The sequence below is a fragment of the Spiroplasma syrphidicola EA-1 genome, from assembly GCF_000400955.1.
Classification (GTDB): domain Bacteria; phylum Bacillota_I; class Bacilli_A; order Mycoplasmatales; family Mycoplasmataceae; genus Spiroplasma; species Spiroplasma syrphidicola.
The window spans coordinates 672,329-690,856 of sequence record NC_021284.1 but is presented as its reverse complement, the minus strand read 5'-3'; the positions used below and the strand labels follow the sequence as shown (position 1 = coordinate 690,856).

Here is an 18,528-nt window from a genome sequence, read left to right as displayed (position 1 = left end):
TAAAACTACTTTTTAAGACAATAAAAAGTAGTTTTTTTTCTTTTTATTAAAGATAGTTATGTTATACTAAAGGTAGTATGTTTTTTAAAATTATTAATTATATATCTCTAAATATCTCTAACATTAGTTTTATTGAATAATATTTTAAACATAATATACAAATTCTTGTCGAATTAATGAAGGAGAAAAGATATGAACAGAGAATTTAATCAACCAAATTTCATTACAAATGATTTTTCAGTAGTAGCAGAAAAAGGAACTAACTTCAAAACTATTACTTCTAAAGAAGGAGATACACATGACTTATTTGAATTCTGAGTTTTAGACAATGGTCAAGAAGTACACTGTATCGCTTGAGATGCAACTGCTCACAGTTTAAAAACAGCATTTGAAGGCCCAATCGCAGAAATTAAATTAACTTACAAAGAACGTCAAAACAAATTTACTAATGCTATTGATTATAGTATTAGAAATTACGAAGTTAAATAATTCTTCAATAAAAATAAAAAAAACATTTTGCATAAAATGTTTTTTTTATTGCCTTTTTTCCTAAATAAAAATGTTATGATATTCTTAAGAAAATATTTACTAAGGGTGAAAATAATAATGGCAATTTCTTTGAAAGAACAAGTTAATCAATTACCAACAAAACCAGGGTGCTATCTTTTTTACAATGATAAAAATCAAATTTTATATGTTGGAAAAGCCAAAAATCTCAAAAATCGCGTTAGTTCTTATTTTAATAAAGTCTATAATTATAAAACAACCAAACTAGTTCAAGAAATTACCCGCTTAGAAACGATTATTACGGGAACCGAAAAAGAAGCTTTAATTTTAGAACATAATTTAATTAAACAACATAAACCCAAATACAATATTTTATTAAATGACGACAAACATTATCCCTATATTATCATTACAAAAGAAAAAGATCCGCAGTATTTATATTTACGAAAAATCCCCAAAAAATATAGCTATGCTTTTGGTCCTTTTCCTGATGGTAGTCATGCCCGCGAAATTATGAAGGTTTTAGAACGGTTATATCCGTTACGTCGTTGCCAAGGGAATTTAGGTAAACCATGCCTTTATTATCACATTAAACAATGCTCTGGGGCTTGTTTTCAAGATGTTCCAGCCCAATACTATCTTGATATGATTAAAAGGGTCCGCCATTTTTTTAGTGGGAAAAATGATGATACAAAAGATTTATTAACGCTTAAAATGCACCAAGCAGCTCAAAATTTACAGTTTGAAGAAGCTAATAAACTAAAATTATTAATTCGCCGCTTAGATTGGTCAATTTCTGATCAAAATGTTGAATTTTTAGCAAAAAAAGATAATCTTGATGTGATTGGGATTTATTATCAAGATGACTACCTAGTAATAACAACCTTATTTTATCGCCAGGGAAAATTAAGTTATAAAGATAGCGAATTTTTAGTTTGCCAACAAGAGCAGTTTCAAGAAACCGTGCGCCTTTATTTACAAGAACTTTACGACAAAACAGCATTGCCACCCAAAATCTTTATTAATGAAATGATTGAATCAACCGAATTAGAATTATTATATGGGGCCCACTTTTTTTATCCAAAAACTAAAACGGAAAAAATTATGATGAATTTAGCAAATAGTAATAGCCAAGAAACTTATCAACAAATAATCAAGCGCCAAGCATTAGAACAGCAAACACCAGAAGTTCTAACGAAATTGCAAGACCTTTTACAGTTACCAGAAATCCCATATTTAATTGAAATGATTGACATTGCAAATATCCAAGACGAATATGTGACAGGGGCTGCTATTACCTATAAGAATGGTAAGCCTTCACGCAATGATTATCGTAAATATCATATTGATATTCCCCAACAAGATGATGGGGCGAGAATTGCCAATGTTGTGGCTCGCCGCTATCAAAAAATTTTAACAACAAATGGGGCCTTGCCTAATTTAATTATAATGGATGGGGGGATTCAGCAAGTTAATGCTTGCCGAAAAGAATTACAAGCTTTGCAGTTAACGATTCCGGTAATTGGTTTAGTTAAAAACAAGCAACACCGTACTGATCATTTATTAGATGTTAATCGCCAGGAAGTTTATTTACCAAAAGATGATAAATTATTTTTGTTTTTAACAAAAATGCAAGATGATGTCCATCGTTTTGCAATTACCAGTTTTCGTAAGCGTCAAAGTCGGGGGCTGATTAGTAGTATTCTAGACCAAGTACCAGGGCTGGGACCCCAAAAAATTAAACAACTACAAGCTAATTTTCCAACAATTAAAGATATCATTGCAGCTTCTTCGGAACAGTTAAATGAAATTATTAAAAATAAAAATACGGTAAAAGCATTACAAAATACCTTGCAAACTATTAAATAATTTTATTTTTGTTATAATAAAACTATGTTTATGTTTGTATCGCGGATAAAACTAAACATGAAATTGGACCATGAGAATTATTAAACAAAGGAGACATATATAAATGCATCGGTTTGCACGAAAAAAACTATTTTTGTCGTATCTATGTACAAAAAGTTTTCATAATATGCAAGACATCTTAGAGTATGCAAAAAAGAATGGAATCTCTTCAACAACTACTCGTCGTGATTTAAAACAAATCGAACACGAGGGAATTATCGAATTATTTTATGGTGGTGTTAATTTTATAGGTTTAAAAAACCAAATTACGGATAAAGAAGAACTTGTTGAAAATTTTGATAAAAAAATTATTATCGCTCAAAAAGCTGAAACTTATTTACAACAAAATGACTTTATTTTTGTTGGCAGTGGATCAACATGTGAATTATTTGTCAGTCGTATTTCAAGACCTGTAAAAGTAATAACAAATTCTTATCGAATTTTAAATTTACTAGAACAAAATCCAAATATTAATTACATAATTTTAGTTGGTGGTAAATGAAATAAAAATGGGGCAAGTTTTTACGGATCATTTTGTGAAGAAAGTTTAGCTTTAATCAACTTTACAAAAGTATTTTTTACGGCTAGTCATGTTGACCATAAAGGAAACATTTATAAAACAAATGAAGAAGAAGCTCGTGTAGAATTAGCAGCGCTAGCAAAAGTTCAGACAAAAATTGCCTTAATTGATAGTAGCAAAATTGGTAAAACCGGTTTTTACCAGTTCTATCATCTTGACAATTTAACTTCTCTGATAACAGATAATCCAGATTCCATTAAAAAGAAAACTTTAGCAAAAATAAATATTATTTAAAAACATTGGCATTAATTGGTTCAATGTTTTTTTAATAAAGGATAAAGATTTTTCCTCTGGTAAATATTTGACGAAAGGAGGTTATGAGTGGAAAAAATAGTATCCAAATAATATGTAACCAAATTGAAAATTTTGCTTTTGAAGATTTATTCATTATTTTAACAAAAATTGAAGAAGTAGTTAAAGAACGAACTGTCATGTATGATTAGTAAAATATTTTAATAATCTCTCAATTTTTTTTCATTCCATTTAGTATCAATCTTTAATATAATTCGAGTAATGATTATTCCGGATGTTTTACCTCGAAAATATTAAATGGGATGGATAGGTGGGTATAGTGGACAAAAAAATAATTCATGAGAAATTAGAAGAAATAGTTATTCGTAATGATGAAAGTGTTAGAACTATTATTGCCAAAACAATTTTAGAATTAACAAAAATTAAGACAAATATTATTATTAATGATATTGCAAATGCTTCATTTACAAGTATTTCTTCGGTAACAAAATTTTGTAAATCCTTAGGTTTTACAGGATGAAAAGAATTTTACATTTTATTTCGCTCTGAAGGCGACAATGAACAAAGCAACTTTAATCAGGAAATGACCCTAACAGATGAAAAGATAAATAATTTATTAGCCAAACATAAACTTTTAGTATCAGAAGTACTATCTTCTAATCAAACGGCAATTGTTGAATTACGTGATCTTTTTACTAGCGTGGCCAAGGTTTATATTATTGGTGAACAAAATTATTACGCCTTATTGCTAAATTTTTATCATCAATTAATAATTTCAAGTTATGATTCATATTTAACTTGTTTAAATTTTATTGCAAAAAAATTTTTTGAACGCCTGCAACCAAATGATTTAATTATCTTATTTGTTTTAGATCACAATTCAACTTATTTGATAAATTTAATCAAACAAAAAATTGAAGAATTCTCTTTTAAAAATATTAAAATAATTACAAAAGCAAATACGGTTGATAAGGTAAAAGATATTATCACAACAACCCCAATTTTAATTAATGACAAACAAAAAATTTATACCCACCAAACAATTTATGAAAGTTTACTTATTATTTTAAATTCAATGATAAATATTATTGAAGAATAAAAAAATACTCAGATTATAATGAGTATTTTTTTATTATCTTCAATTTTCAAGAACCATATGGTCAATAAATTTGGTAAAATATTTATCATTTCCAACTTTAGGTGGGTCTTGTCATGTCCCAAAACTATCAAATTCAAACCCCATATATTGACCTTGTTTAATATATAAGAAGAAAGGCGTTGCGTTACTTCCAAATACTGATTGGACAGTAATTGTTTTATCAATTTCGCCATTAATTAATTTATTATTTCTCTCTTGGGTTACGACTCAATCGGCAATTTTATTAAATCCTTTTTGTTCTCATATTCCTGAATGTTCTTTTGCATCAGCAATATATAAGTATGAATTTGTTAAATCTTCAATGACTTTTTGATCTTTTTCAGCATCATAATATGTTTCTAATCCATATTGATTACCCTCATTACCAGCTAAATAGTCTTTAAAAACTTGTGTTCCTTGGCCATTATTATATAATTCTTTAATTGTTGTTGCTTTTGTTACAGTACAATAAGGACAGTCATCTGCTGAAACAAACATTACAAAGGTGTCACCTTTATTTACTTTTGACATAAATTCTGTATAGTATTTCATATTATTTTGTGAACAAGCGACAACGCTTGTTGCTGTTGTGGTCATAAAGGCTGTTGCTGACAATAATGTTAATATTTTTTTCATAAAACCTGTGGCCTCCTGTACTAGTTTTAGTCATAACTATACTATACCGTATTTTTCTTAATTTTAAAAGATTTTTATTAAATATCTTTCAAAAAAACACACCAAAATATACCATTTTTTTCTAAACCAAGCTTTTTTTAAAAAAATAACCCTTAAATTTAATTTTGAAAATGATAGTATTATCCTATGAAAAATTAAAAACTAATTATGGAATCTTTTAAAGCAGGAAAAACTAATAAGATATTATTTATCCTTAAATAAACCAGTTATTTTAATATTAATTTAACAACCAAGTAAACTTTTGCCAAGTAAATAAAGTATTTTAACAAAGCTACTTATTACTTTTTAAATCAGTAGTTGGGTGGGGAGCAGGGTTGGAAAAAGTTAGTACTTTATCATTTTAATAAAAATTTTATTTTTAATCGAAGTATATTCCAAAGTTTTATTTATACAGGAGATTTTAAATTATGAAACAAGAATTACATTTTTTAACGCGCCATAGTGCAAAAATCAAGTATGGTTTATTTGTTATTTTTGCCTTGGTACCATTATTTTGTGTTCTTCTAGATTTATTTTTTTCAACAATAATAATGGATAGTCAATATGGTGAACAAACCCGTAATTTTGATTATTCAATTATTAACCAATCAATTTATTTATCAGTTTGAATTGCATTAGCAACATCGTGTTATGGGTTCTTGAATTGAATTAATTGCCATACTAAAACAATGCCAACTTGAATAACGGGGAAAAATAATTTGACCCGCATTGTGACTTTAAATCTAATTAGTTTTTTAATTTTTACTTTAACTTTTGCAATTGCACCCCAAAGCATTGTTGGTTTTAACACTTGATATAAAATTATTAAATCAGTCTTTGAACACATGCTAATTCCAATCATTATTTTGGCCTATTATTTTTTATTTACAACCAATAAAATTAGTACAAAACAATATTGTCAAAAATATTGTTGATATAATTTACCTTTACTAATTATCTATGTCACTTATGTTTTTTTACGATGAGTTATGTTAGTGACTTATTTTCCTTCTGATAAAGGTGAACCATTTACCCCAATGCCCTATGATCAAATCGACCCAGCAAATGTTGGCTATCCGCTTTTTTTCTTAGCCATCTTTGCCTTACTATTAGTTACTATATCATTGGCAATTTTGCTAAATTTTTTAAGTAATCTTCGTAGTAAGAAGGGAAAACAAATTTAACCAAGTACTTATTTTCTTGGGTTTTTCAACTTTAAATCAATCTATAAATAGAATTAATAAATTCTATTTTTTTATTTTTATGGTTTTTCTCAATTTTTCATGAAAACTTGCAAAAAAATAAAAATCAAGTATATTATTAATTAAATACAAAAGGAGATGTAAATAAATGATTGACACCACCACCATTTTTGTGGTTTTGTTACCTCTAATGATTATTTTGTTGATTTTATCAGCTTTTTTTTCCGCCTCAGAAACAGCAATTACCTCAATTAATGTAATTCGGTTAAAACAAATGGCGCGGGGAAAATTACAAATTAATAGTCCAAAAGCAAAAAAACGTAGTATTAAAAAGGCCAAACGCGTCTATAAGTTTGTCAAAGACTATGACCGTACTTTAGCAACAATTTTAATTATTAATACCTTAGTCAATACTGCGTTAGCAACAATTGGAACCTTATTTTTTACCAATATTATTAATAATGCTGAAACAGCAACCTGAGTCGCAACCGCTGTGATTGGGGTTATCGTTTTAATTTTTGGGGAATTAGTCCCAAAAACAATTGCCAAACGTTTTCCAGAAAAGTTTTCAATTTTTGCAGCTTATATTTTAACCTTTTGAAAAATTCTAGTTTATCCATTTACATGAGTTTTAGTAATAAAAAAACACCATGCTGGAGTATCTACAACCGAAAATGAATTGTTAGAATTAATCTCAACAATTGAATCAGAAGGGGTATTAGAAAAAAATGAAAAAAAATTAATTGAATCAGCAATTGTTTTTGATGAAAAAAATGTTGGTTCAGTTATGCGCCAAAAGAATAAAGTAAAATGAATTTATTCAGATATTCCATGACGGGAATTACAAACTTTTTATAAAGAAGAGCGTTATACCCGGATGCCAGTTTTAGATCGCAAAACTGATTTAGTAATTGGTCTGTTAAATATTAAGGATGTTTTTATTGCCTTAATTGACCATGAAACACTTGATTTTAAAAAATTATCAACGGAACCAATTTTTTTATCGCGTTATTTAAAGCTAGATGATGCCTTAGAAATCATGCAACAAGAACAAGTTCATATGGCAATTGTTAGTTCAAGTAAAGATAGTAATGATTTTTTAGGAGTTGTGACAATGGAAGACATTTTAGAAGAACTAGTTGGGGAAATCTATGATGAAGATGATGAAACTGGATCAGTGAAAGAAATTGGTCACCATATGTTCTGAATTAATGGTAATATGCGTGTCCCAAAAGTTTTCCAAAAATATCTTCAAATTGCCGCCCCACCAGATACACAGGGACAAACATTATACCAATGGTTTATCAGCCAAACAAATTATGATATTAAAAATCCTAATCTGAGTGCTAATGAATTTATTTATCATAATTATGCCTTTCGGATTAATAATAAAAAAACCCGTCGTGGTAATGTGAAAGGAATAATGTTTGAAATTGAATCATTAACTGATTTAAAACCTGATGATGATTTAGAAGATTAGTAATTTCAGTAAAAAATGGAATGAAATGAGATTAAATTAAAAAAATAGTGAACTAATCTATCATAATTCACTATTTTTTCATTTAAATGACAATTTACCAAAATTTACCAAAAAAAATTTGTAAATATAATTGATTTATAATCTTTTTTTATTTTTTAAAAAGCAAAAGATATATAATTAATAATATTTAGAATTTTTTATTGTATCAATTGGAGAAACAAATATGGAAAATAAAGAAAAAATTTTTTATGATAGTATGTGTAATAATTGTCAGGAAAAGTTTAAAAAAGTTATTACTGCAGCAAAAAAGAATCCGATAAAAGATTTAAAGGATTTAAAATTATTTGCTTGTTATGTTGATAAGGAACGTAGTATTGATAATGATAATGGTTTGGTTCCGTTAGCGTTTATTTTTTGTAAAAAAGATTCTTATGTTTTCTTTTGAAAAGAAGATTTATATAATGGTGATGGTTCACCAAAAATAAAAATTGCTAATGATAAATTAATATTGTCACAAACGACAATTGATCGGATTAAAGAAAATAAGCATAAAAGTAATCAGTTAACAGTTAATAATAAAGAAGAAACATATGCAATTGCCCAACAATTAATAAAAACAAATAATTTAATGATGCAACGTAATTTTAATCAACAAATGGCGATTTTAAATCGTCATGATTTTCATCTGTTAAAGTTTAAAAAAATGCTATTAGGTATAGTGTTAGCTTTAATTTTAATTTTGGCAACAATAGGAAGTGTTTTAGGATGATATTTTACCAGCCTTGCGAATAAGAATGTTAATGGTCAAGCACCTATTATAAACTGAAGAATTAATTTGAATGAACATTTAAAAAATCCTGAATTAGGGGAAATTGATGATAATCGGGAAGAAACGATTTTAAATGCAGCGAAACTACAAAACCCAGATTTAGTAATTAAAGAATTATTAATTGAGAATATTACTCAAACTTCAGCAATAATTTCCGTTAAATCATGAAGTTATAGATATGATTTAAATTCTTTCATAAATGTTTATTATTATGCTAAATTAAAAACATTAAAAACTGATGTTACGATAAATAATTTTTCAAATTTAACTAATGTTCCAAATGATCCGCAAAGTTTGTTGACAATAGTTAAAAGGGCAAATCTTGGTTTAGATACCAATGATGTTACAATTGAAAATATTAAGACTGCTAACCAAATAGTTTCTGCTGATTTAAAGGTTATTGAAGATAATAAAGTTTATGTTCATAATGATCAATTAAAAGTATATTTTAGTAACACTAATAAAAAATTATTATGAGAAGTTTTAACAACTACTAAATTAGGAGACATTAAAAATAATGAATCAACAACTATTCTAGCTAAAATTGAAAAATTAAATCCAAAACTATATGTTGATGAAATTGGGGTTGATATAAGTTCTATCAATAGTAATCAAGCCAAAATAAAAGTTAACTCCAATAGCCGGAATTATATTATTAGTTCTGAAACAGTTACAGTTGATTATCGAATTTTTAATCCAAGCATAGGAACAATTAAGGAAAAAGTTGAACAACCAGCAGGACAATCTTTTGATAGCAGTATTAGGTCATTAATCCAATTAAAAAATGAGACGATTTTGGCCGGAACTGATGCTGGCTCGATTTATCAGTTAAATTCTGATGGTAAAATTATTAAGAAAGTTGTTGATAGAAAATTTGATAATAAGCCAGTTTATTCGTTGGTCGAGTTATCAGATGGTATGATTTTAGCTGGGACAGAGGGTCAATACAATAATATAGGGGGAGTAATTTATCAGTTAAATAGTGATGGTTCAATTAAAGAAAGATTAATTAAAAATATTGAGGATGGTGCTGTTAATGCAATAGAGGAACTAAAAGATGGCACTATTTTGATAGGAGTATCGGTAAAGAGTAGTGTGAGAAGCTATGGCTCAATTTATCAATTGCGGAAATCTGGGCAAAGCTTTTCAGTAGAAAAAAAAGTTAATAAGGGAATAGATGGTGGTATTAATTCAATGAAACAACTTAATAATGAAAAGGTGTTAATTGGAACTGATTTCCCTTATGGATCAATATATGAATTAGATCCTAATAGTTTTAACAAAAAACTAATTGTTGATCAAAAATTTAATAATGGAAGAGTCTCTTTATTGCAATTGCAAGATGAAACGGTGCTGGCTGGCGTTGGAGGTTGATCTAACTATATTTCCGCAATTTACCAATTGAATAATAATGGAACAATTAAGGAAAAAATATTAGAAAATGATTACTTTATTAACATAAGTATGATACAACTAAAAAATAAAACTATTTTATTGAGTAGTAAAACCTCGATTTATCATTTAAATAGTCAATAAAATTAAAATGAGAGATAATATTGGCCATCTATCATTTTAATTATAAGATTATAATAATCATTAATGCCATTAAAATTTATTATAATTTTAATTTAATAGTAAAAAAGTACTTTAATTAGCGCATTTACAAAAATAATTCGGTTTTTTTATAATTTACGGTAAAATAAACATAGCATAAAACATTGAAAACAAGGAGGAAAATAATGAGTACAACCACAGCACAAGCAAGTACTAATAGTCAAGAAGAAACTCTTGCTGCTAATACTCGTGAAAAAGATAAAAAACCTTCAAAAATGGGATTTTTTAAATTACTATCAATTTATTATAAGCAATACTGATTTCGATGATTGCTGTTAATTATTTTTGTGATGGTAACAGCTGGGATTACTGTGGCGTTACCAAAACTAACAAATATTGTTATGACTGAATTGCAAACAGGAATTTTTGCACGGACAAGTTTATCTGATCCGGCAATGCCTTGAATGACATTAATTTATTGAGCAATTGGATTTGCCAGTTCATTTATTGTATCAGGAATCTTTTTATATTTACAAAACTGAGTAGGAGGATCAATTTCACGAAAAATTGAAATTGATATTCGTTTAAAAGTTTTAAATAAGTTAATTGATTTAGATATGAATTATTATCATGATAAAAAAATGGGAGATATTTTAACAAGATTAATTTCTGATACACAAATTTTAGGAGATCAAGCCTATCAAGTTCCTCAAAACTTTTTAAATGCTTTCTTTACCTTTTTTGGAGCGATAGCGATTATGTTTACCCTAGATAACCGTATTTTACAATATACTGAATTAGATGGTAAAATTATTCCGCAACTAGATGAAAATGGTAATTATGTCTTCAAAAATGGGGCTGGAACAGTAGCAGAATTATCAGGGATTATTCTAGGAATTTCATTTGGAATCCTCTTGTTAACAGCCTTTTGTTTTACTTTTATTCGTCGGTTAATGTATAAACAACGTCAAGTTGTTTCAAATGTCAATGGGGATGTTAATGACCGTTTAAATACTATTCGGCTAATTAAAGCTAGTGGCACTAGTCAATATGAAAAAAAACGTTTTACTGATATTCATAAAAACTATTATAAAGTAAGTATGCAAGCAATTCGCGCCCAGTCATTGTTAATTGCCTTTGTTATTACTACTTTAACAAGTATGAATACAATTGCTTTAATTGTTGGGATTGTTTTTGTTAATCAACAAAAATTAGATGCAACCGTAATGCTATCAATTTCAATGAGTATTAACTCGCTAATTTTTCCAATTATTCAAGTTGTTCGTTTACTAGGTAATTTAGCGCAAGCTTCAACATCATCAATGCGGGTAGCGGACATTTTTGAACAAACTTCAAAAATTGATGTCAATGAAGATCGTCAGGGCTTAACTGATATTTCTGGTAATATTGTCTTTGAAAATGTTTACTTTAAATATGACAACGATGATGAAAAAGAACGGTACATTTTAGAAAACTTTAACTTTAAATTCGTCCAAGGAAAATCATATGCCTTTGTTGGCGAAACCGGGGTTGGTAAATCAACAATTGCAAAATTATTATTACGTTACTATGATCCTTCGAAAGGAACTATTTATGTTAATAATGATAAAAATTTAAAAGAAATTAACTTGAAATCATATTTAGACCATGTTGGTTATGTTGAACAAGAACCTCAATTATTATATGGAACATTTTATGACAATATTGGTTATGGGGTCGTTGATGTTAGCAAGGCCGAAATTGAAGAAGCGGCTAAAAAAGCTGAGTTATATGATTTTATCTCATCATTACCAGAAGGTTTTGAAACAATCTTAGGAGAACGGGGATTTATTTTATCAGGGGGGCAAAAACAGCGCTTAGTAATTGCCCGAATGTTCTTACGTAATCCCGAAATTTTAATTTTAGATGAAGCAACTAGTGCTTTAGATAATATCGTTGAAAAAGAAATTCAAGTTGAACTAGACAAATTAATGAAAGGGCGAACAACAATTATTATTGCGCATCGTCTAAGTACCATTAAAAATGTTGACCAGATTTTAGTTTTAGAAAAAGGAAAAGGGGTTTGTCAAACTGGAACCTTTGAAGAATTAAAAAAAGTTGATGGCCGCTTTAAAAAATTATATGAAGCAGGATTAATGAATTAATTTATTGTAAAAAAAGATTTATGTTCTTAAATCTTTTTTTATTTTTTAATGTTATGATATTTACATAGGAGACGAGAAATGAAAAAAGTTAGTGCCAAAAGTTTAAATGATCATGATTTTTTTCTTCAATATCAAGCAATTGCTAATGATAATGAAGAAAATTTACTTAATAGTCTAAAAATTCCTCATCTTGGTTATGATGATGAACAAGCAAATAATTTATTAAAAACAAAAACTTTTGCGCAAATTCGGCCAGAGAAATTTAGTTTTTTAAAAGAGATTTTTATGACTTTTATTAATCCTTTTAATTTATTATTAATTTTTATTTTAGTTTTTCAAATTGTTAATTATATTATGACAAAATTTACTGACTCATTAGCATTAGCTAGTGCGGTAATTATTCTAATTATGATGTTATTAAGTGCGATAATTTCAATTGTTCAAAACTATAAAGCGTTCCGAACATCAAAAGAATTACAACAGTTGGTTAAAAAAACCGCATTTGTAATTCGAACTGGTGCTACAAAAATGACGTTAATTAATGAACAAAATATTGCTAATTTAGTCACAAAAGTCCAAAAAATTGAAGCCCAAAAAATTGTTCCGGGGGATTTAATTTATTTATCAACTGGCGATATTGTCCCATGTGATGTAAGGATTTTATATACCAAAAATTTATTAGTCAATCAATCTGTTTTGAATGGGGAGTCAACTCCCGCTTATAAAACAATTTTAAATAATAGTACCAACAAAGCTTTATTCGATATTTCTAACTTTTGTTTTATGGGCAGCAGTATTGTTGGTGGTAGTGCCATTGGTGTTGTTGTTAATACTGGGGCCGCAACTTATTTAGGAGCCATTAATACCGAATTACAAACAATTAAAGTTGAAACTAATTTTAATATCGGGATCAAAAAAATTACCCGTTTAATTATTATTATGATTTTAGTAATGGTACCGTTAGTCTTAGTTTTAAATGGGGTGCGAACAGGACAATGGTTAAATGCTGTTGTTTTTGCCGTATCAGTTGCTGTTGGTTTAACACCCGAATCATTACCAATGATTGTGGCCGCTAATTTAACGAAAGGAAGTAAGCGCTTAGCCAAACAAAAAGTTGTTATTAAGCAATTAGATGCCGTTCAAAACTTAGGAGCGATTGATGTTTTATGTACTGATAAAACAGGAACCTTGACTGAAGATGAAATTAAATTAGTTAATTACTATAATGTTAATAAAATTAATAATCCGCAAGTTTTAAAATATGGTTATTTAAATAGTTATTTTCAAACGGGGATGCGTAATCAAATTGATAATGCTATTTTAGATTATAAAAGAGTCAATTATACTAGTGATTTAAAAGATAAGTATCAAATGTTAGATGAAATTCCATTTGATTTTACCCGCCGGAAAATGTCAGTGTTATTAAATAATGTTGCTAAACAAGAACATACTTTAATTAGTAAAGGGGCCGTTGAAGAAATTTTAGCGGTTTGTAATTACCTTGATAATGATGGTGATATTCTCCCATTAGATCAAACCCAAAAATTAAAAATAATTGAAGATTTATTATTATTAAACCAAGAGGGTTTACGAGTAATTGCGATTGCTTATAAAAATACGACTAGCTCGGCAGTAACAATTGCTGATGAACAAGATTTAGTTTTTTTAGGATTTTTATGTTTTACAGATGTTGTTAAAAAAGATGTCGAAGAAACATTAAAATTGTTAAAAAAATATGGGGTAACAATGAAAATCTTAACTGGTGATTCACCCCAAGTAACAACTTCAGTTTGTGCCCAAATTGGCTTAAAAGTTGAGGGAACATTATTAGGGGAAGAAGTTGATGAATTATCACCTGAACAGTTAAAACATGCTGTTGAAACAACAACAATTTTTGCCAAATTAACCCCTTTACAAAAAGCCAAAATAATTGATGTTTTAAAAAGTAATAAACATAAAGTTGGTTATATGGGGGATGGAATTAATGATGCGCTAGCGCTACGAAAAAGTGATGTCGCGATTTCAGTTAATAACGCAACTGATATTGCCAAAGAAGCTTCAGATATCATTTTGTTAGAAAAATCATTGGCAGTTTTAGAACATGGGATTTTAGAAGGTCGTAATATCTTTGGAAATATTATTAAATATTTAAAAGTAACAATTGGGGCTAATTTTGGTTTAATGTTATCATTGTTAATTGCTTCATCATGATTGGCTTTTGCCCCAATGGCGCCAATTCAAATTTTATTTCAAAATTTATTATATGATTTTTCACAAGTAGCCGTTGTTTTTGATAAAGTTGATCCTGACTTTGCCCAAAAACCACGGAATTGAGATACAAAAGGAATTCTTTCATTTACGTTTTGAAATGGTCCATCCGTAACTTTTATTAGTGTTTTAAACTTTATTGTAATGGGAATTATTTTAACATCGTTAGGAACAATGGGTCAAATTGATTATAATAACCCAGAAAATGTTAATTTAATTTATCAGTTTCAAACAACAATGTTTACTGAGGGAGCCGTTTTACATATTTTAATGATATTCTTTATGCGAACAGATAAACTAAATCTCTTTAAAAATCGTCCTCCATTAGCGTTAGCTTTACCATTATTAGCAATCATCATCTTTGTGTTTGCTTTACCATATATTCCTGTTGTTGGTAGCTGGATTCAACTAGCGCCACCTCCAGCCATTTGGTACGCTTATTTAGCGGGGGGAGTCCTCTTATTTGCCGCGATTAGTATCGTTATTAAAATTATTTATAAAAAAATTTATAAGTTCTGATTATAAAACAGTTGCAAAACTGTTTTTTTGTTAAAAGGAATTTGTTACTTTCGCTGTTAAATAGTTAACAGAAAGGTTGGGGGAAATGATTTATCCTTTTTTAAAACAAGAAAGTAGAAATGACTGTGGCTTTGCTTGTTTAGGAATGCTAATTGAATATTATCACCAACAAAAAATTAGTTTATTAGATTTAAAAATGCAATATTACCAGCCCGAAACAGCATTAAGTATCTATGATTTAGGTCAATTAGCAAATAAGTATCAACTAACTTTTACGCCTTATCAAATTACTAATCAGGAATTTCTTGAACAAAAAATCGACCAACCCCTTATTGCTTATGTTAAAAATGAGAACGGCGATTTTCATTATATTATTATCTATGAAAAAAAAGGGCAAAAATATTTAATGGCTGATCCTAGTAGCGATAAAGTTACCTCAATTAGTAGCGATGATTTTTTAAATATTTTTCAAGGGATTATTATCTTTACTAAAAAAGCAAATAAATGAGTTTCTAACCGAACATCGTTTTTTAGTTTGTTTGTTTTTCTAAAACCTTATCGCAAAACTCTTTGCGCGATTTTTACTTTAACACTTCTTTTAAATTTATCTTTAATTTTTAGTAAAAGCTTTTTAAAAGTCTATTTTGATCAACTTACTAATGCGGTCAATAATGATCTGGGCATTATTTTTATTGCTTTTATTATTATTTTACTTTTTCGGTTATTTGTTAATTATTTTACAACGCTTTTAAACAATTATTTAAATCAGCAAATTACCAAAAAATTACTCTGCCAATTTATAAGTAATTTTAATCAATTATCATATCAAGAAGTCATCAAAATTAGTCGTAGTAATTGAATCAAGTTGCAAGAAGACTTGGCTTTATTAGCCACGTTTCTGGGTAGTCATCTTTCGCAACTATTAGTTACTTTTTTAATGTTTTTAATAAGTTTTTTTATTTTACTGATTATGAATAGCACAATTTTAATTATTGTCTTAATTGAAAATATTTTATCTTTTTTAATGATGCTGATATTTTTACATGTTCATAAATATCATTATCAAGTTTATTATAATCAAGGGGTAAAGCTGCAAAATCACACGCTTGCTTTGTATGATAGTTTTTTGGCCCAACGGGGGAGTAATTTAACAGGATATTGTAGTTATCAATGAGAACAACAACTAAATATTTTTTTGACAAAAAACTTTAAACTCCAACAAGTTATTTTAGGGCAAAATTTGCTCCAAAGCTTTTTAAGCCAAATAATTAGTTATATTATCTTTTATTTTTCTTTTACCTTAATTTTTCATGCTGTTTTTAGCATTGGTGATTTATTATTTTATTCGGCCCTGGCGATTTACATGAATGATTTTATTATTAGTAATTCAGTTTTAATCGTTCAAAAAACAAAATTTTATGACGCTTTTATAAGAACGCGATCTTTTATTTTTAAACAAGCCTCAGAACAAAACGAAATTGTTAGTTTACCTACGATTACAAGTCTTAATTTAGTTGAATTATCTTATGCCAATGATGCAGAAATACTATTTAAAAATGTAACCTTAACTTTTTCTGGTCATCTCTTTGTGAAAGGTCGTAGTGGGATTGGTAAAACAACCTTGTTACTTTTATTAAGCAAAATGTTGTTAACCGAAGAGGGTGAAATTAGAATAAATAATAATTATAATTTAACGTTAATATCACCAGGTTTAATAGCTACAAAAATTTATAGTCTTGTCCAACAACAATATTTATTTGCTGGAACGGTTTATGATAATATTACTAATTTTAATCAAGGCTGCAATTATCAAATTTTTAATTTTGAAGAAATTCAAACAGTTTTTCACCGTAATCAAATTAAATTAACAACACTTATTAATGCCAATGAACCTACTCTTTCAAAGGGACAAATTCAAATCATTAATTTTATAAAAATGTTAGGACAAGACCGCGATGTTTATTTAATTGATGAAGGGTTGAGTAATGTTGATAATGTATCAAAAAAACTTTTAATCCAATTCTTACTTAAGTTAAAGCGTAATAAAGTTATTATTTACGCTGGTCATGATTTAATGATTGAGCAATGTTTTGAACAAATCATTGATTTAGAAAGGGAGTTTAAACAAAATGATTAAAGGTAAAACTACTTTTTTAAGTCTTATTTTACTGATAATAACAATTTTTTTAATGTTATTTCTTGGTTTTAATTATGTTAAGAACTTTGAAGGAGGCTATATTATCAAAAATATTAACCCCCTTGATAGTAGCGAGGTTGATTTTCAATTTATTCCAACAAAGAAAGAAAACCTTAATTTTAACAATAAAAAAGCGATTCTTTATTTTCAGTATAATAAAACATGGCTAAAAACAAGTCTTGATTTAAAACGAACCCCAACAGGGAGTTATTCGTTAGCTTCATGAGATGTGTCCTATCAATTTCCGCTTTTTTTACTAGCAAAACTTGAATTACCCCCTAAAACAATGCTAAAATATTTAATAGATATTTTATTTTAAAAAAAGAGGGTGAACGGATGACAGATATCTTTGACATTACTAACGAAACAGCGATTGATCTGGAAAAATATTTGCCTGATTTTGAAGCAATTTTTGCCCATGTTAAAACAGTTTTAGCGATTACAGAACCGTTAGAATTATCATTGACGTTTGTTAATCCTGCGACACAAGTCGAACTTAATCAACAATATCGCAATAAAGACTATGTTGCTGATGTGTTAACTTTTCCCCTTGAAGATGAGAGCCCAATTGATTTTGGTAAAGTACTTGGGATTAGAGTTTTAGGGGATATTTTTATTTGCCCGCAAAAAGCAATTGAACAAGCCGAGGCTTATCACCACTCTTTACGTCGGGAATTAGCTTTTTTATTTACACATGGCATGCTTCATATTTTAGGATATGATCATATTGAACCAGCTGATGAAGAAGTTATGTTTGGTTTACAACGAAAAATTTTAGATGATTTACAAATCACTCGAAATCTAATACAATAGAAACAAGGAATGAGGATTAACATGGCAGAAAATAGAAATTCAAATAAAAAAAAGGTCTTTTTTAAACTTCGTAATAAATTTTCAAATGCTTTTCGTGGAATTTATACCGCAATTAAAGAAGAATCAAGTTTAATTATTCACTTAATTGTTTCCGTTTTAATCATCGGGTTGGGAATTTGATTACAAAAAGAAGTCCCTAATGAGTTTGGTTATGTTCAATGGGCGATTTTATTATTAACAATTGGAATTGTAATTGGGTTTGAACTAATTAATACAATGGTTGAAAACTTCGTTGATTTATTATCTTTTGAATATAATATTAAGGCAAAGAAAATTAAAGATATTTGTGCTGCGGCGACTTTAATTAACTCAATTTTGGCGATTGCGATTGGTTTATTAATTATGCTACCCCCATTAGTGGATGTAATTAAAATTTATTTAAAAATTAGTTAGGAGAATTAT

Annotated in this window: 15 protein-coding genes; 14 read left to right on the top strand and 1 reads right to left on the bottom strand. The window is 28.1% G+C overall.

The window, feature by feature from the left end; translation table 4 throughout:
• Positions 1 to 192: 192 nt before the first annotated feature.
• The 5 genes from SSYRP_RS03215 to SSYRP_RS03200 all read left to right on the top strand — a co-directional run bounded on the left by SSYRP_RS03215 (position 193) and on the right by SSYRP_RS03200 (position 4,346).
• Positions 193 to 489, top strand: a complete 297-nt coding sequence (locus SSYRP_RS03215; RefSeq protein ID WP_016340879.1) for a hypothetical protein — start codon at positions 193 to 195, stop codon at positions 487 to 489.
• A gap of 117 nt (positions 490 to 606) precedes the next feature.
• Positions 607 to 2,376, top strand: coding sequence for an excinuclease ABC subunit UvrC (gene uvrC / locus SSYRP_RS03210; RefSeq protein WP_016340878.1), 1,770 nt, complete (start codon positions 607 to 609; stop codon positions 2,374 to 2,376).
• A gap of 103 nt (positions 2,377 to 2,479) precedes the next feature.
• Positions 2,480 to 3,229 carry a DeoR/GlpR family DNA-binding transcription regulator gene (locus tag SSYRP_RS03205; RefSeq protein WP_016340877.1) on the top strand — a complete coding sequence of 250 codons (750 nt, stop codon included), beginning with the start codon at positions 2,480 to 2,482 and terminating at the stop codon, positions 3,227 to 3,229.
• A gap of 83 nt (positions 3,230 to 3,312) precedes the next feature.
• Positions 3,313 to 3,438: a hypothetical protein gene (locus SSYRP_RS05330; RefSeq protein WP_016340876.1), complete on the top strand. Its 126-nt coding sequence runs from the start codon at positions 3,313 to 3,315 to the stop codon at positions 3,436 to 3,438.
• Between the two features lie 128 nt (positions 3,439 to 3,566).
• On the top strand, positions 3,567 to 4,346 hold the full coding sequence (locus SSYRP_RS03200) for a MurR/RpiR family transcriptional regulator (RefSeq protein ID WP_016340875.1): 780 nt from the start codon (positions 3,567 to 3,569) through the stop codon (positions 4,344 to 4,346).
• Positions 4,347 to 4,379: 33 nt separating this feature from the next.
• Here SSYRP_RS03200 and SSYRP_RS03195 read toward each other — a convergent pair whose 3' ends face one another.
• Positions 4,380 to 5,021 (bottom strand): lipoprotein, encoded by a 642-nt coding sequence (locus SSYRP_RS03195; RefSeq protein ID WP_016340874.1) that lies wholly within the window; start codon positions 5,019 to 5,021, stop codon positions 4,380 to 4,382.
• A 467-nt stretch (positions 5,022 to 5,488) separates the two neighbouring features.
• Between SSYRP_RS03195 and SSYRP_RS03190 the strand changes: the two genes are divergently transcribed.
• From SSYRP_RS03190 to SSYRP_RS03150, 9 genes are all read left to right on the top strand, one after another.
• Positions 5,489 to 6,244, top strand: coding sequence for a hypothetical protein (locus SSYRP_RS03190; protein WP_016340873.1), 756 nt, complete (start codon positions 5,489 to 5,491; stop codon positions 6,242 to 6,244).
• 166 nt (positions 6,245 to 6,410) lie between these two features.
• Positions 6,411 to 7,742, top strand: a complete 1,332-nt coding sequence (locus SSYRP_RS03185) for a hemolysin family protein (protein WP_016340872.1) — start codon at positions 6,411 to 6,413, stop codon at positions 7,740 to 7,742.
• Positions 7,743 to 7,965: 223 nt separating this feature from the next.
• Positions 7,966 to 10,107, top strand: a complete 2,142-nt coding sequence (locus SSYRP_RS05235; RefSeq protein WP_016340871.1) for a hypothetical protein — start codon at positions 7,966 to 7,968, stop codon at positions 10,105 to 10,107.
• 203 nt (positions 10,108 to 10,310) lie between these two features.
• A complete protein-coding gene (locus SSYRP_RS03175; protein WP_016340870.1) occupies positions 10,311 to 12,269 on the top strand; it encodes an ABC transporter ATP-binding protein in 1,959 nt (652 codons plus the stop codon).
• 78 nt (positions 12,270 to 12,347) lie between these two features.
• On the top strand, positions 12,348 to 15,062 hold the full coding sequence (gene mgtA / locus SSYRP_RS03170; protein WP_016340869.1) for a magnesium-translocating P-type ATPase: 2,715 nt from the start codon (positions 12,348 to 12,350) through the stop codon (positions 15,060 to 15,062).
• A 79-nt stretch (positions 15,063 to 15,141) separates the two neighbouring features.
• Positions 15,142 to 17,193: a cysteine peptidase family C39 domain-containing protein gene (locus tag SSYRP_RS03165; RefSeq protein WP_016340868.1), complete on the top strand. Its 2,052-nt coding sequence runs from the start codon at positions 15,142 to 15,144 to the stop codon at positions 17,191 to 17,193.
• Positions 17,186 to 17,572 carry a hypothetical protein gene (locus SSYRP_RS03160; protein WP_016340867.1) on the top strand — a complete coding sequence of 129 codons (387 nt, stop codon included), beginning with the start codon at positions 17,186 to 17,188 and terminating at the stop codon, positions 17,570 to 17,572. Before SSYRP_RS03165 ends, SSYRP_RS03160 begins: the two co-directional genes overlap by 8 nt.
• 17 nt (positions 17,573 to 17,589) lie before the next feature.
• Positions 17,590 to 18,066, top strand: coding sequence for an rRNA maturation RNase YbeY (ybeY, locus tag SSYRP_RS03155; RefSeq protein ID WP_016340866.1), 477 nt, complete (start codon positions 17,590 to 17,592; stop codon positions 18,064 to 18,066).
• A 21-nt stretch (positions 18,067 to 18,087) separates the two neighbouring features.
• Positions 18,088 to 18,519, top strand: a complete 432-nt coding sequence (locus SSYRP_RS03150; RefSeq protein WP_016340865.1) for a diacylglycerol kinase family protein — start codon at positions 18,088 to 18,090, stop codon at positions 18,517 to 18,519.
• The last annotated feature ends 9 nt before the right edge of the window (positions 18,520 to 18,528 follow it).